Below are 14,445 nucleotides of genomic sequence, written 5' to 3'. Positions count from 1 at the left end.
TGCTGACACCTAGGAAGCCACAACACAATAAATAGACTTGCTAGAGCTACGGGTAATACCGTGAATAGTTGAACATTCCCTCGGTATCGTTGTTTACGATTATATGGCTGTAGAGTATTTTGAGTCTCGTTGTAATGGCTCATTGAGTTACCTCACAAAATTTATCTCTGTCAGTCTTATTTATCCAGTAAAGCTTATATTTTTCACCATTACGTTTAATAAACACATCTTGAATAGGTACTCCTGCAGCGCGTAACTCACTTATACGCCGCACAACGCTAGTTGTGTTATATAATTTATAGCCTTGCATATTTGATATGGTTCTACCTGACAACAGGTGATTCATAATTATTTGTATAAGAGTTAGTTTTTTAGGATTCGGTGTCATATTCATTATTACACCTCATTATTAGTAGAGGCAGCGTGAGACTCTAACCACTCGATAACCTCAGCATTGCGCCATGCCGTCATAGTAGGGGATAGTTTTACTGGTGCTGGAAAGCGTCCGTCGCGTGACCATGCCCATAAGGTACTGCTACCAAACGGTAATAATGGTATAAGTTGGCTGGCACGGCTCATACCTTGCGGTGGCAAGTGCTTAATGTTTAGGTTCGCGGATATTTGTTCGATGGTGTTTGAGGTGCTATCAGTGAAGGCGATAACGGGATTATTTATATTGGCGTGATCTGTCATGTCTATGACTCCATACTATGTACCACGACGGTATATCATGGCTTATCTTGTACGAGTCATCTTATGAGATAGAGTGCTTTATGGCATTGCAAATGCAATTCGAAAATTGCATTTGCAATTTACATAATCAATGTCTAGTATTCTTTTTGGCGTCAATTAACATATTGTCGGCCTTAGCGAAAATACTCTTAGTTAGTTCAGTGAAAGTTCTATTTGCATCAGCTAATAAGCCACTTATATTTCTAGTGCTTAAGCTTTTAATATACATATTAGCAATATGATTAACGAGTACAGCCTGTGTTGGTTCTTTTTTACCCTTGTCTTTATCAGTTTGGAACATGAATCCAGTAATTTCGGGGTCTAATAGTAATTCTTTTAGTACCGCTATTAAATAATATGCACTATCTTTAGGGTTTAAACTCCCATCTTTATCGACCGAATTTTCTAATTTATTTTGTAAAGCTAGGATCTCTTCTTGCTGTTTTTTAACCTCTATTCTAAGTTGCTTAACTAGATGGTTATCAGTGCTTGTTTTATCCGAACTAGAATAAGAAAGGAGATGGTCTATCTTTCTATCTTTATCTCTCAACTCATCGAGAAGCTCGTTAATTCTTTCTTCAAGTTCTATAATAATTTTGTTAGTATTCGAGGGCCGGTGGTCATTGGAACCGCCAAGATGTAGTATGCCTTCTAAAGGCTTAAAACTCAGAAGTTCTGATATCTTAAAGTAATAGTCAGCACGTAACTCAATAAAGTGCAGTATTTCGCTTCTAGTATGAGTAGAAAAGTTCTTTAAGCTTTCTTTATCACTATATATTAATATTTCATCTTTCCTGTCACCTAGTCTAATTGATTGTCTAATTACTTCGAGGAAATCACCTATATAATCCTTATCGTCTGAATTGAGCCTTTCAATTTTCTTATTCGAATCAATATAATATAAGTTTAATTTATTCAGGTCAGAATATAGTAAATATTGAACCACCTCGTAAAGCGGCTCGCTATTCATACTCGACAAATTAATAAGTAAGTCATTAGCTTTAATATAATCCTCTGTTTGCTTTCTAATAATTTCATCCATTAAGCCCACTTTTACACCCTCACACCCTTAAATCAAAGTAGGTGCAAGGCAGTGACAGCTTAAGGGTGTGAATAGCCGCCGTTCGGGTAATTAGTCCTAGCCTTGCATAGATGGTGCTAAGCATTAACCTAGCTGTTGAGCTTGCTGTTTGAAGTTTCCGTGTATAACGTTATCAATCTTGCCAGCGTATGCATCATCAATGAAGTTTGCCCACTGGTGCATCATTTTTGTTCTATAGGGTAGATGCTGCGCTCCGTTATATGCCTTGCTTACTTTGTTCTCTTTTTCATGTGCCAGTTGTAGCTCTATTGCTTCGTGCATGAATTCCTGTTCATGTAGGGTAGTGCTGGCAAGTCCACGGAAGCCATGACCAGTCATCTTGTCTTTATAGCCCATACGCTTCAACGCATTGCTGAACGCATTTTCACTATAGGGTTGATGCCTCTCGATATTGAAAAAGACATACTTGTCTGAAAGACCTAGATGTTTAATCTGTTCTAAGATAGCCATTACTTGAGGAGCAAGCGGTACTAGGTGTGGTCTATCCATTTTCATCTTGTCGGCTGGTATGCGCCATATATTGGCTTTGTAGTCTATCTCCGCCCATTCCATCATACGTAGCTCTTGTGTCCGCACAAATGTATAACACATTACCCAAAAGCCTAGCTTCACCAATAGGTGACCGCCGTAAGCATCAATATCTTGTAATAGTTTAGGTAATTGTTGGCTGGTTACACGTGGGTAGTGTTTCACCTTATGCGGTTTTAATGCTTCGGTTAAGTCGTTGGCTGGGTTATGAGTTATTAAGCCCTCACGTATGGCTTGTTTGAATATTTGTCCTGCTTGACGTATCGCTCTACGTGCCATATCGGTAGCGCCTCTTGCTTCAACGGCTTTACCAATGGCTAGAATGTTAGGCGCAGTGATGTCACCCACGTTCATTTCACCAATGAATGGCTTAATATCGCGTTGGTACTGTGAGTAGTCACGGCTATAGGTACTATGGACAATGTGAGATTTTCGGTCGTCATGCCAGCGTTGTGCTATGGCATCAAATGTCTTTGTACCATCAGTATCAGACTGCAAGCGCTTTTTTTCTTGCTTAGGGTTGATACCTTGGTCTATCAAATCTTTTATCTGTTGGTTACGCTGGCGAGCATCAGCAAGGCTCATCGATGGATATTTTCCAATGGTCAAGCTTTGACGTTTATCAGCATACTTGTAGTCACATACCCATACCTTGCTGCCAGTGCTACGCACCCATAAGCGTAGGTTATTACCGTCGCTATATTTGTCAGGTCGGCTAGGTGTACAAGTGTCGGATGGCTTAAAGCGTTTGATTTGGCTATCAGTTAATGGCATGACGGTATATTTCCATGACGGTATAAAATATACCGTAAAATATACCGCAATTTTACATGGATTACTATGTTTTATGATGGAGTGCTATGGAAGGTGTTTAGCCTAAAAGCTGGCAAAATAAAGGGTAGACGGTCAATGACGGTCTACCCTAATATTATGTTTGGTCGGAACGGCAGGATTTGAACCTGCGACCCCTACACCCCCAGTGTAGTGCGCTACCAGACTGCGCTACGCCCCGAATGACTGACTATTTTACGCAAAATTATGCATATTGCAAGGGCTATTTATTTTAGCCAAAATCTACAATCGTATTTTACTTATCATAGTCAGCATAACCAATGAGCAGTTAACCTTAACCCAACAGCTCTTTTAGGATTTGGTTCACTTGCTGCGGGTTAGCACTACCGCGACTGGCTTTCATCACTTGACCAACCAGACCGTTAAATGCTTTTTCTTTCCCGCCGCGATACTCTTCAACCATCGCTTGGTTTTTCGCAATAACGTCTTCAACGATGGCCTTAATTGCGCCCGTATCAGTTTCTTGCTTAAGACCTTTTTCTTCGATGATTTTATCTGCTGCATCATCAGCATCGCCGCCTTCACGCTCATAAAGAGCACTAAAGACTTTCTTAGCCAATTTGCCAGATAGGGTGTCGTCTTTGATACGCGCTAGCATACCAGCCAATTGCTTGGCGCTGATAGGAGAGTCGATGATGTCTTTATCATCTTTATTCAACGCTCCTAGCAGATCGCCCATGACCCAGTTAGCCGCCATTTTGGCATCTTGTTGCCCAACTTCAGCGACAACGGCTTCAAAGTAATCGGCTAGCGGACGGCTACCTGTTAGGATACGAGCGTCATATTCTGATAGACCAAGCGCCTCTTCAAAACGTGCACGACGGGCAACAGGCAACTCAGGCATTGCCGCCCGAATGCTATCAACGGTATGCTGCTCGATACGTACAGGTAGCAAGTCTGGGTCAGGGAAGTAGCGATAATCATTGGCGTCTTCTTTGGTACGCATGGTGCGAGTTTCATCGCGCTCTGGATCATAAAGCATCGTTGCTTGGATGACTTTACCGCCGTCCTCGATGATATCGATTTGACGTTCGATTTCACGATTGATAGCACGCTCGATAAAGCGAAACGAGTTTAGGTTTTTGAGCTCAGTACGCGTGCCCAATTCTGCACCCGGCTTACGAATAGAGACGTTACAGTCACAGCGGAATGAGCCTTCTGCCATGATGGCATCAGAGATACCAAGCCAAGTGACCAGTTGATGAATGGCTTTGATATAAGCAAGGGCTTCATGAGCTGAGCGCATATCAGGCTCAGAGACGATTTCGATTAATGGTGTACCAGCTCGGTTAAGGTCAACGCCCGTCATACCATCGACAGCATCATGCACTGATTTACCGGCATCTTCTTCTAAATGCGCGCGGGTGATGCCCATGCGTTTAGGGTATTCGTTTTTCTCGCCTTCATTGACTACGACATCGATATAGCCTTTGCCAACGATAGGGTTGGCCATTTGGGTGATTTGATAGCCTTTTGGCAAGTCAGGGTAGAAATAGTTTTTACGATCAAAGGTATTAAATAACCCTAGCTCAGCATTGACGCCGATACCGAATTTTAAAGCACGATCGACCACACCAGCATTTAGCACTGGCAAGACACCGGGTAAGCCCAAATCAACGATACTGGCTTGGGTGTTTGGCTCGTGACCAAAGTCGGTTGGCGCGCTTGAGAATATTTTACTTTCTGTATTTAGCTGGCAGTGAATCTCAATCCCGATGACCACTTCATAGCCATCGACGAACAGCTCTTTGCGGACGATATCTTGGTGAGCAGCATGATCAGTAGTAGTGGTTGCTGTATTCATTATACCGTCTCCTTCGCGATGGTAGAGTGTTGTAAATGGTGGTCTGTATGCTGCTGGAATAGGTGCGCGGTAGAGAGCAGTTTGCTCTCTTGCCAGTACTGACCAATCAATTGCAAACCGATTGGTAAGCCGTTTGAGGTCAAACCAACTGGCTGACTAAGGGCAGGTAGACCGGCTAAGTTGACACCGATGGTATAAACGTCACCTAAGTACAGCGTCGCAGAGTCAAGGTCTTCACCAAGCTTATAAGCAGCGGTTGGCGCAGTTGGACTGGCGATGACATCACAGTTAGCAAAAGCGTCTTCGAAGTCTTTGACAATGATACGGCGTACTTTTTGTGCTTTAGTGTAATAAGCATCAAAGTAACCAGCCGATAGTGCATAAGTACCGGTCAAAATACGACGTTGTACTTCAGGACCAAAGCCTTCCGAGCGTGAGCGCGTGTATAAATCGAGAAGGTCGGTTGGGTTTTCACAGCGATAACCGAATCGTACGCCGTCAAAACGTGACAGGTTCGATGATGCTTCAGCTGGTGCGAGCATATAATAAGTGGCAAGGGTAATCTCAGGGTCAGTGATGGTAACCTCTACAATGGTTGCGCCAAGCTCTTCGTATTTATTTAACGCTGCACGAGCCGCTTGTTCGACTTCAGCATCAAGACCTTTACTAAAGTATTCTTTAGCAACACCAATACGTAAGCCGGCAAATGGTTTATCCCCAGCGCTGGCTGCTGCCTCATTTAAGTCTTGTACATAATTAGGTATATCATGCTTGATAGAAGTAGCATCGCGTGGATCATGACCAATCATTGGTTGCAACAGATAAGCACAGTCCATGGCACTACGACCCACGCTACCCGCTTGATCAAGACTGGAGGCATAAGCAATCATACCAAAGCGTGAGATACGGCCATAAGTTGGTTTGATACCGGTTAAGCCGCAAAATGACGCTGGCTGACGAATAGAGCCACCTGTATCACTAGCGGTCGCAACTGGGACAAAGCCTGCGGCAACTGCTGCTGCACTACCACCTGATGAGCCACCGGGGACGTGCGCTAGATTCCAAGGATTGTGTACCGCGCCATAATGCGAGCTCTCATTATCCGAGCCCATCGCAAACTCATCCATATTGAGCTTACCAAGGCTAATCATGCCCGCTTTATCAATATTGGTGACGATAGTTGCGTCATAAGGTGAGATAAAGTTATGCAGCATTTTTGAGCCACAAGTCGTCAATACGCCTTGGGTACAAAAAATGTCTTTATGCGCCATCGGTACGCCAAGTAGCGGACGATTATCGCCTTGGGCACGCATCTCATCGGCCGCTTGTGCTTGCGCGCGCGCCGTTTCAGAGGTGTGAGTGATAAAACTGTTAATCTTACTATCTAAGGCGTCGATACGCTTGATATAGTGTTCAGTCAGCTCAAGGCTGCTAAATTGTTTGTCTTGCAAGCCCGTAATAAGCTGCTGGGTACTTAAGAGGTGAAGTTCAGACATAAGGTGTCGTCCGTCAAAATGTGAATAGCAGTAAATAGGATAAAATAAAGGTAAGAATTATTAGAATAATTATTCAATCACTTGTGGCACAAGGTATAGACCTGCTTCAACAGCAGGCGCCATCGATTGATTGCGCTCGCGATTGATATCGTGTTTGGCGACATCGGCGCGCAAATCTTGGCAAACTTCATGAATATTTGATAAAGGTTTGATGTCAGTGGTGTCTACATTGCCAAGCGTTTGCATCAGCTTTAACACTTTGCTGATATCATCGGCGTAACTGCTGGCGGTATCTTCATCGACACCTAAGCGTGCAAGGCGGGCAACTTCTAGAATTTCTTGACGGCTGACATTGCTTTCAGCTGCTGTGATTGGCTGTGACATAATTTCTCCAGTGAAGGACAGTTTTTATTAGAGTAGAGAATAAATCAAATAGGTCAGTGTTCAGACAAATAATGGCTAAAGCACCAAAACATATTAAAAAAGCGCATTATCTATATGTTTTATAGAGAGTGCCTTTATTATAAAGCATCTTACCCAAGATTACAGAGCATGGGCTTTGATTGCTGCACTAACTTTACTAAAATAAAGAGATTTGCAAAATTGACCAGATAGTTATGGATTGATTATCAATTGCTCACTATTTGGTTATGAAATACGTTACAGTATGCACGCACTGCTAAGCTCAACGTTAAGTAAGCTATTAAACAAACTGCTGAGCAAAATACCAAGTAAGGTACTTGGCAGCAAGGTCACATGGCTGTAGCACCTTGTTAGTTATTGAATTAAATGATGTTTGAGATAAGGGAGTGGTATTATTCGCCATTTCAAACTTTGTAACAATTTTTATAGCTTAAGCCCGAAATTCTAGCGTACTGATGCAAATATCTGTGTTTTTTTTGAGCTAAATCGGTATAATTTAGCTCAGTTTTTTCATTTCATCATTATTGCTTCGGTTTGACTGGTTGCGATGATAAACTCTCGCGACGGGTCATGTCCAACGACGACCTGCTTAATACTGACGAGTAAGCCCTCAGTCAATTTCGTTCGCCTCATTCGCCTCATTTGTAATACGCTGGATATATTAGTCATGAACCTGTTTGGATTCTTATCAAATAATATCGCAATCGACCTCGGTACTGCGAACACTCTTATTTTTATTCCTGGTAAAGGCGTGGTGCTCGACGAGCCTACGGTGGTCGCGCTACGCAGTAATCGTACCCAAAACCCTACCGTTGCTGCTGTTGGTATTGATGCCAAGCAAATGCTGGGTCGTACGCCTGCCAACATTACGGCGATTCGTCCGTTAAAAGACGGCGTAATTGCAGACTTTGAAGTGACGCAAAAAATGCTCAAGCATTTTATCACTAAGGTTAGAGCCAAGCGTTTTATGGCACAGCCTAACGTGGTGGTTTGCGTACCATGTAAGTCGACCCTCGTTGAGCGCAAAGCGATTCGCGAAGCGGTCTCATCGGCCGGCGCAAGCAAAGTATTGTTGCTAGAAGAGCCAATGGCGGCGGCAATCGGCGCTGGTTTGCCAGTTCATGAAGCCAGTGGCTCTATGGTGGTTGATATCGGTGGTGGTACCACTGAGATTGCCGTTATCGCACTGTCAGGTTGCGTTTATGCCGAGTCGATTCGTATCGGTGGCGATATGTTTGATGAAGCGATTATCACGCATGTGCGCCGTACCCATGGTTGCGTGATTGGTGAAACCACCGCTGAGCGTATCAAGCAAGAAGTTGGCTCGGCATTAAATGAAGACAGCCAGCTAGAAGTTGAAGTTCGCGGTCGTAGTATGGCAGAAGGTGTACCAAAGACCTTTACCGTAAATTCTGAAGAAGTGCAAAAAGCCCTCAGCGATCCATTAAGCGGTATCGTCAGCGCGGTAAAAACTGCACTTGAGCAAACACCACCTGAGCTGTCATCAGATATCGCAGAACGCGGTATTGTATTGACGGGCGGCGGCGCGTTATTAAGAGGTTTGGATAAGCTGATTTCAAAAGAAACGGGTTTACCTGTGACCGTTGCTGAAGACCCATTAACTTGCGTCAGCCGCGGCGGTGGTATTGCCCTTGATTTTATCAATAACAAAAGTCTAAATATGATTTTTGTCTAAATTGCTATTGTTCATATAATAGTGGGTATTGTTTATATAGGTGGTAATTGAGCATAGCTACATTTGCTGTGCTTGATAAACGCTAAAATAACATTGCGTGAGCGTTTTATCATAAAATCGTTTTTTCTTATTCGTTTTATTCTATTAAAGGTAGCCAATCAGGTTGCCTTTAATAACATTAACTCATACCAAAACCTATGCCAAAATTAACTAGCAGTACTATTTAGATTAACTGGTAATCGGTTTCTAACATTTATCACTGCTATTTGTAAGATGCTAAGTAAGAATTCGATAAGGTCATATTTTATAGCTTGATATTTGTCACTGTTATGTCAAGTAGCAATTATTGCTCACATTAAAACCTCTAGATTAGACCAACTATGATTCCAAGTATTTTTGCTCGCCAGCCACTCGCACTGCGTAAGACTGCTATTGTATTGATAGTGGCATTGGTACTGATGTGGTTTGATAGCAAAAATCCTGAATGGTTCAATCCGATACGTACCACCACCCATGCCGCTATGCAGCCCATTTATGAGCTGTCGTTATTGCCAAGCTATGCAAAACACTGGTCAAGCGGTAGCTTGCAATCTAAAGAAGCGCTACGCCGCGAAAATATGCAGCTCAAATCGCAACTCATCCATGCTCAAGCCAAGCTGCAACAGCAAGATTATATCTTGGCACAAAATGCCCGCCTACAAGGTATCCTCTCGACGACGCGTCCCGAACAATTTGATTTGAATTTGGCTCAAGTAATTGGTACCGATACCAATCTACTCAGGCAAATTGTCGTCCTTAATAAAGGCGAGCAAGATGGCGTGCAAGTGGGTCAAACGGTCATCGATGAAGACGGTATCTTAGGGCAGATTATTAATGTCTATCCCAATACCAGCCGCTTATTACTGATTACCGATGAGCAGCAATCTGTCGCCGTGACGGTCAAACGCACTGGACAGCGGGCTATTGTCACGGGTGAGGGTATACCGACGTCTTTACGCCTTAATTATGTTTTTAAAACCTCAGATGTGCGCGTCGGCGATGAGTTGGTGTCATCAGGATTGGGCGGACGTATACCAGCAGGCTATCGAGTTGGTCGCATTGCCCATGTTGAAGACACACAAGAGGATAACTTTAGAAGCATTGAAGTCACGCCAGCGGCAAACTTTATCGACAATGCTTACGTGCTGGTACTACAAGACAAGATGGTCAATAAAAATAACACAGACATTAAGGAAGATTGATAGGTTGCCTGCTGCTTTAACTCAATATAAATATAATAGTCACAGCTACCTCTTAACCACCGCTTTTATTTCCACCCATGCTAGATAAATCGTTACATAGCAGCCGCTAAATATTCGCTAAAGGTAAGTATTCATGGCATATCCTGATTCTGAACATGCAACGGGGCTGTTGCTTGCCGTGATTGTCCTGAGCTTTATTGTCGCCTCATCGCTCAGTGTTTATCCGTTAAGCCCAAGCATGGCAACATTGCGCCCGATGGTTATGATGATGGTGCTGATTTTTTGGCTCCTGTTTCAGCCCCGTTATATCGGAATTTTTAGTGCTTTTATCATTGGTATTATCGCCGATTTGTTAATGGACACACATTTAGGTCAGCAAGCTTTCGCCGCCGTGATGGTCGCAATGGTAATAAAAGTCACCAGCATTTATATCAGACAATTAAATACCATCAGCGCTTGGCTCATAGCAAGCTTAGGATTGGTCATATTCCAAGTGACTTTATGGATATTGCAGATGTTTATCCAAAATACCTTTGTCGCCCAATCTGCCTTATCCTTATTAATGAGTATCATAAGCTGGCCGTTGGTGCTATTTATATTACGCAAATTTGCGCGCTAACTTATACTCTCATCGGTCTGCAAAACTAAAAAAATCAAAAACCATAAATTTATAAAACAAGAGAATAGCGATGAAACTCATTTTAGCGTCTGGCTCACCGCGCCGTCATGAGCTGCTAACCAGGGCGCAACTCGACTTTACGGTGATGAGCGTCGATATTGATGAAACGCCGGATGCTAATGAATCTCCTAAAGATTACATTGAACGCATGGTCGCTACCAAGGCAGAGGCGGCACTCCAACAATTAAACAAAGAATTAAATAAAAACTTAAAAAACAATCAAACTGATTTACTTGAATCAATCATTATTTTAACCGCTGATACCATCGGTGTCTTAGCAGATGGCAAGACAGTATTGGTTAAACCAGATAATCGTAAAGATGCTTATCGCATGTGGCAGCAGATGTCCGATAATGTCCATGAAGTCTGGACAGCGGTGCAAGCAACTCAGGTGTCATTATCATTTAAAGCGGCTAACGACCTAAATCACGAACCAGTATTGCAAGTCGTTAATCAGCAACAAATCACTGAGCGCACCGAAGTGACTTTTATAGCGCTCAGCGCAGAGATGATGAGTGATTACTGGGACAGCGGCGAACCTGCTGATAAAGCGGGTGGTTACGGCATTCAAGGTTTGGGTGCAGCATGGGTGAGCCGTATCAATGGCAGCTATACTAATGTGGTTGGTTTGCCGCTTGCACAAACATTAGCGCTTATCAATGAGATACAAGAGGATAAAGCCAAGATTTTCAATTCGCTAAAATTAGATTCCTAATGCTTATGCACATAATGACACGGTAGGGTGATGGGCAAACGCAAGGCGCATTTGCTACACTGTGAGGCTACCAAACTATGAACGCTTCACAAGAAAGCTGAGTGATAAGAGAAAATATTATGTCCGAAGAGCTGCTGATTAATATTAGTCCCATGGAATCGCGCGTCGCCGTGTTAGATAACGGTATCTTAGGCGAGATTTATATTGAGCGTCATCATAAACTGGGTTTGGTCGGCAATATCTATCTGGGCACGGTAGTAAGGGTGCTTCCTGGTATGCAAGCGGCTTTTGTTGATATCGGACAATCGCGCACGGCGTTTTTACATGTCAACGATATGCAGCGTGAGCCGCGCCCAGTCGCTGAAAATAAAAATAAAGCCCATGACACTACCGATAATGAACCTACTGTCATAGAAGCCACTACTGATGACCTAGCTGTTACGCCGCCGGTTGTTATTCCACAAACTGAAGTCGTACCCGTTGCAAAAACCCTTATCCAGCATCGTCTGCACGAAAGCCAACGTATTTTAGTACAAGTGACCAAAGACCAGCTCGGTAGCAAGGGTGCACGCTTAACCACCAATATCTCGCTGCCGTCACGTTACTTGGTCTACCTGCCATCAAGTGAGCATATTGGTATATCGCAACGTATTGATGGCGATGAAGAGCGTACCCGTCTCAAGACTGAACTCACTAGCCTGATGCAAACCGTCAACCTAAAAGGTGGACTGATTGCGCGCACAGCAGCCGAGCGTGTCCCTGTCGATAAACTTGAAGAAGATATTTACTACTTATTGCAGTTATGGCGCACCATTTGTGCCCGCCGCCAAGAAATGAAGCCCAATCAAAGCTCCGAACTTATTTATCAAGAATTATCACTGCCGCTACGCTCTATTCGCGATTTGGTACATGCTGGTACCGAAAAAGTCGTTATCGATAACGAACAGATTTATGAGCAAGTCAGATATTTTGCTAAAGAGTTTGTGCCTTTCGTCTATGACCGCATTGTGCATTATACTGCTGAGCAATCACTGTTTGATGTGCACCGCGTCGAGGACGATCTGCGTGATGCCCTAAAACGGCGGGTTGACTTAAAGTCAGGCGGCTATCTGATTATCGATCAAACCGAAGCGATGACGACGATTGATGTCAATACCGGCTCTTTTGTTGGGGCACGCTCATTAGAAGATACCGTTTATAAAACCAATTTAGAAGCCACTCATGCCATAGCGCGGCAGCTGCGTCTACGTAATCTAGGCGGCATTATCATTCTAGATTTTATCGATATGCTTGAGCAGCAGCATAAAGACGATATCCTTGAGAGTTTGCAGTCACAGTTAGTACAAGACTACGCGAAAACCAAAATTACCCAAGTAAGTGAGCTTGGTTTGGTTGAGATGACCCGCAAGCGCACGCGAGAGTCGTTAGGTCAGCAGCTATGTGAGCCATGCTCGACCTGCCAAGGACGCGGTTTCGTCAAAACCGCTGAAACGGTCTGCTTTGAGATATTCCGTGAAATCATGCGCTGTGCTCGCACGTATAACTCACCAAAGAAATTTACCGTCGTTGCTCATGCCGCAGTCATTGATTTATTACTGACTTCAGAATCGGATACGGTAGCAGATTTAGAGTATCTACTCGGTAGGGTCATTACCTTTGATGTCGAGAATCTTTATACCCAAGAGCAGTATGATATTGTTCTAGATTAAGTATTTATTATTAAATACCCAAAGCAAGTAATGGAGAAACTAGCGACTGTATAAGTTAATCTTTAATGACCAATAATTCTATAAAAAGTAGGGACGTAGTGTACAAATAATGTTTTATATCAACTACTATCTGCCATCATTGCAAATAACCTCCTTGCAATGGGTTAAAAATTATGTATAATACAAACCACTGAATTATATATGCGCAGCCAATCAAACAGCTGGCGCTATGACAGCTAGAGCATCGTTTCTAGCACTATTTCATTATGCCTTTGCTGACATCCTATAATGGAAGGGTCGGCGGGGCTTTAAACTATTTTACTTTTAGTACGCTATAAGTTCCGTTAACGAACTCATTCTGGTTTAGAACAGAAGGCCGCTTTAAGTGAATATTTAACCAAACGGCTTTTGCTCATATCCTTGCAAAGCAAGAATGACAAAGGCACATATTAGGAGCTTGCTGGCATGGCTAACCAGAGAATCCGTATCCGTCTTAAGTCTTTTGATCATCGTCTGATTGATCAATCTGCACAAGAGATTGTTGATACTGCAAAGCGCACCGGTGCGCAAGTTTGTGGTCCTGTACCGTTGCCGACTCGCATTGAGCGCTTCAACGTTCTAACTTCACCACACGTAAACAAAGACGCTCGTGATCAGTACGAAATCCGTACTCATAAGCGTATGGTTGACATCGTTCAACCTACCGACAAAACTGTGGATGCGCTAATGAAGCTTGATTTAGCGGCGGGTGTTGACGTTCAAATTGCTTTGGGTTAATGCACATAAACACCCAACCCATTAATATAAGATATAAAGAGGTCTAAAATGGCGATCGGTTTAGTCGGTAAAAAATGCGGCATGACCCGTGTCTTCACTGAAGCAGGTGCATCTATCCCTGTAACAGTGGTTGAGATCAGTGCTAACCGCATTACTCAAGTAAAAAATACTGATGTAGATGGCTATCAAGCCATCCAAGTTACCACAGGTACCCGTCGTGACAGCCGCGTAACAGCAGCTCAAAAAGGTCACTTCGCTAAAGCTGGCGTTGCCGCTGGTCGTGGTGTTTGGGAATTTCGTGCCAATGACAGCGATCTTGAAGGTCGTGAGATTGGTGGTGAGATCCTAGCTGACTTGTTCGAACAAGGTCAGATGGTTGATGTCACAGGTAACAGTAAAGGTAAAGGCTTTCAAGGCGGCGTGAAGCGTCATAACTTCAGCATGCAAGATGCCACTCATGGTAACTCAGTCTCTCACCGTGCGCTTGGTTCAACTGGTCAAAACCAGTCACCAGGTAAAGTCTTCAAAGGCAAAAAAATGCCAGGTCAGATGGGTAACAAACGCGTTACCGTTCAAGGCCTAGAAGTGATATCGGTTGATGTTGAAAATGGGTTACTTGTCATCAAGGGTGCTATCCCAGGTGCCACCGGTGGCGATGTCATCGTACGTCCGTCAGTCAAAGCCTAAGCAA

The 14,445-nt window shown here is 43.5% G+C and carries 15 protein-coding genes and 1 tRNA gene; 7 read left to right on the top strand and 9 right to left on the bottom strand.

Annotated features, from left to right (window positions below; all coding sequences use genetic code 11):
- Positions 1–139: 139 nt before the first annotated feature.
- From JMX13_RS06235 to JMX13_RS13770, 9 genes are all read right to left on the bottom strand, one after another.
- Positions 140–394 (bottom strand): helix-turn-helix domain-containing protein, encoded by a 255-nt coding sequence (locus JMX13_RS06235; protein WP_201611056.1) that lies wholly within the window; start codon positions 392–394, stop codon positions 140–142.
- Positions 395–396: 2 nt separating this feature from the next.
- Positions 397–693, bottom strand: a complete 297-nt coding sequence (locus JMX13_RS06230) for a helix-turn-helix transcriptional regulator (protein WP_201611054.1) — start codon at positions 691–693, stop codon at positions 397–399.
- 127 nt (positions 694–820) lie between these two features.
- Positions 821–1,774 carry a hypothetical protein gene (locus JMX13_RS06225; RefSeq protein ID WP_201611045.1) on the bottom strand — a complete coding sequence of 318 codons (954 nt, stop codon included), beginning with the start codon at positions 1,772–1,774 and terminating at the stop codon, positions 821–823.
- 123 nt (positions 1,775–1,897) lie between these two features.
- Positions 1,898–3,136, bottom strand: a complete 1,239-nt coding sequence (locus tag JMX13_RS06220) for a tyrosine-type recombinase/integrase (protein WP_201611037.1) — start codon at positions 3,134–3,136, stop codon at positions 1,898–1,900.
- A 161-nt stretch (positions 3,137–3,297) separates the two neighbouring features.
- Positions 3,298–3,374: transfer RNA gene (locus JMX13_RS06215), tRNA-Pro, on the bottom strand.
- A 114-nt stretch (positions 3,375–3,488) separates the two neighbouring features.
- Positions 3,489–5,018 (bottom strand): Asp-tRNA(Asn)/Glu-tRNA(Gln) amidotransferase subunit GatB, encoded by a 1,530-nt coding sequence (gene gatB, locus JMX13_RS06210; RefSeq protein WP_201611035.1) that lies wholly within the window; start codon positions 5,016–5,018, stop codon positions 3,489–3,491.
- Positions 5,018–6,514: an Asp-tRNA(Asn)/Glu-tRNA(Gln) amidotransferase subunit GatA gene (gene gatA / locus JMX13_RS06205; RefSeq protein ID WP_201611033.1), complete on the bottom strand. Its 1,497-nt coding sequence runs from the start codon at positions 6,512–6,514 to the stop codon at positions 5,018–5,020. Before gatA ends, gatB begins: the two co-directional genes overlap by 1 nt.
- A 69-nt stretch (positions 6,515–6,583) precedes the next feature.
- Positions 6,584–6,898, bottom strand: coding sequence for an Asp-tRNA(Asn)/Glu-tRNA(Gln) amidotransferase subunit GatC (gatC, locus tag JMX13_RS06200; RefSeq protein ID WP_201611031.1), 315 nt, complete (start codon positions 6,896–6,898; stop codon positions 6,584–6,586).
- 549 nt (positions 6,899–7,447) lie between these two features.
- A complete protein-coding gene (locus JMX13_RS13770) occupies positions 7,448–7,570 on the bottom strand; it encodes a hypothetical protein (protein WP_265088398.1) in 123 nt (40 codons plus the stop codon).
- Between the two features lie 34 nt (positions 7,571–7,604).
- Between JMX13_RS13770 and JMX13_RS06195 the strand changes: the two genes are divergently transcribed.
- From JMX13_RS06195 to rplC, 7 genes are all read left to right on the top strand, one after another.
- Positions 7,605–8,633, top strand: a complete 1,029-nt coding sequence (locus JMX13_RS06195; protein ID WP_227679484.1) for a rod shape-determining protein — start codon at positions 7,605–7,607, stop codon at positions 8,631–8,633.
- 380 nt (positions 8,634–9,013) lie between these two features.
- A complete protein-coding gene (mreC, locus tag JMX13_RS06190) occupies positions 9,014–9,874 on the top strand; it encodes a rod shape-determining protein MreC (protein ID WP_201611029.1) in 861 nt (286 codons plus the stop codon).
- A gap of 133 nt (positions 9,875–10,007) precedes the next feature.
- The gene (mreD, locus tag JMX13_RS06185) at positions 10,008–10,493 is read left to right on the top strand and encodes a rod shape-determining protein MreD (protein ID WP_201611027.1); all 486 of its coding nucleotides are present in this window, start codon (positions 10,008–10,010) and stop codon (positions 10,491–10,493) included.
- A gap of 70 nt (positions 10,494–10,563) precedes the next feature.
- A complete protein-coding gene (locus tag JMX13_RS06180; protein ID WP_201611024.1) occupies positions 10,564–11,268 on the top strand; it encodes a Maf family protein in 705 nt (234 codons plus the stop codon).
- Between the two features lie 119 nt (positions 11,269–11,387).
- Positions 11,388–12,977 (top strand): Rne/Rng family ribonuclease, encoded by a 1,590-nt coding sequence (locus JMX13_RS06175; RefSeq protein ID WP_201611022.1) that lies wholly within the window; start codon positions 11,388–11,390, stop codon positions 12,975–12,977.
- Between the two features lie 465 nt (positions 12,978–13,442).
- Complete coding sequence (gene rpsJ, locus JMX13_RS06170; RefSeq protein WP_010196670.1) at positions 13,443–13,754, top strand: 30S ribosomal protein S10; 312 nt, start codon at positions 13,443–13,445, stop codon at positions 13,752–13,754.
- Between the two features lie 48 nt (positions 13,755–13,802).
- The gene (rplC, locus tag JMX13_RS06165; RefSeq protein ID WP_201546354.1) at positions 13,803–14,441 is read left to right on the top strand and encodes a 50S ribosomal protein L3; all 639 of its coding nucleotides are present in this window, start codon (positions 13,803–13,805) and stop codon (positions 14,439–14,441) included.
- Positions 14,442–14,445 lie beyond the last annotated feature (4 nt).

The sequence above is a fragment of the Psychrobacter immobilis genome (assembly GCF_904846285.1).
GTDB lineage: Bacteria > Pseudomonadota > Gammaproteobacteria > Pseudomonadales > Moraxellaceae > Psychrobacter > Psychrobacter immobilis_D.
This window is presented reverse-complemented; position numbering and strand designations above follow the sequence as displayed.

What these genes read in the sequence shown, in the direction of transcription:
- JMX13_RS06230 (WP_201611054.1), bottom strand. Translation starts at nt 693, where the DNA reads ATGACAGATCACGCCAATATAAATAATCCCGTTATCGCCTTCACTGAT.
- gatC (WP_201611031.1), bottom strand. Translation starts at nt 6,898, where the DNA reads ATGTCACAGCCAATCACAGCAGCTGAAAGCAATGTCAGCCGTCAAGAA.
- JMX13_RS06235 (WP_201611056.1), bottom strand. Translation starts at nt 394, where the DNA reads ATGAATATGACACCGAATCCTAAAAAACTAACTCTTATACAAATAATT.
- mreC (WP_201611029.1), top strand. Translation starts at nt 9,014, where the DNA reads ATGATTCCAAGTATTTTTGCTCGCCAGCCACTCGCACTGCGTAAGACT.
- JMX13_RS06180 (WP_201611024.1), top strand. Translation starts at nt 10,564, where the DNA reads ATGAAACTCATTTTAGCGTCTGGCTCACCGCGCCGTCATGAGCTGCTA.
- JMX13_RS06195 (WP_227679484.1), top strand. Translation starts at nt 7,605, where the DNA reads ATGAACCTGTTTGGATTCTTATCAAATAATATCGCAATCGACCTCGGT.
- JMX13_RS06220 (WP_201611037.1), bottom strand. Translation starts at nt 3,136, where the DNA reads ATGCCATTAACTGATAGCCAAATCAAACGCTTTAAGCCATCCGACACT.
- JMX13_RS06225 (WP_201611045.1), bottom strand. Translation starts at nt 1,774, where the DNA reads ATGGATGAAATTATTAGAAAGCAAACAGAGGATTATATTAAAGCTAAT.
- gatA (WP_201611033.1), bottom strand. Translation starts at nt 6,514, where the DNA reads ATGTCTGAACTTCACCTCTTAAGTACCCAGCAGCTTATTACGGGCTTG.
- JMX13_RS06175 (WP_201611022.1), top strand. Translation starts at nt 11,388, where the DNA reads ATGTCCGAAGAGCTGCTGATTAATATTAGTCCCATGGAATCGCGCGTC.
- rplC (WP_201546354.1), top strand. Translation starts at nt 13,803, where the DNA reads ATGGCGATCGGTTTAGTCGGTAAAAAATGCGGCATGACCCGTGTCTTC.
- rpsJ (WP_010196670.1), top strand. Translation starts at nt 13,443, where the DNA reads ATGGCTAACCAGAGAATCCGTATCCGTCTTAAGTCTTTTGATCATCGT.
- gatB (WP_201611035.1), bottom strand. Translation starts at nt 5,018, where the DNA reads ATGAATACAGCAACCACTACTACTGATCATGCTGCTCACCAAGATATC.
- mreD (WP_201611027.1), top strand. Translation starts at nt 10,008, where the DNA reads ATGGCATATCCTGATTCTGAACATGCAACGGGGCTGTTGCTTGCCGTG.
- JMX13_RS13770 (WP_265088398.1), bottom strand. Translation starts at nt 7,570, where the DNA reads ATGAGGCGAACGAAATTGACTGAGGGCTTACTCGTCAGTATTAAGCAG.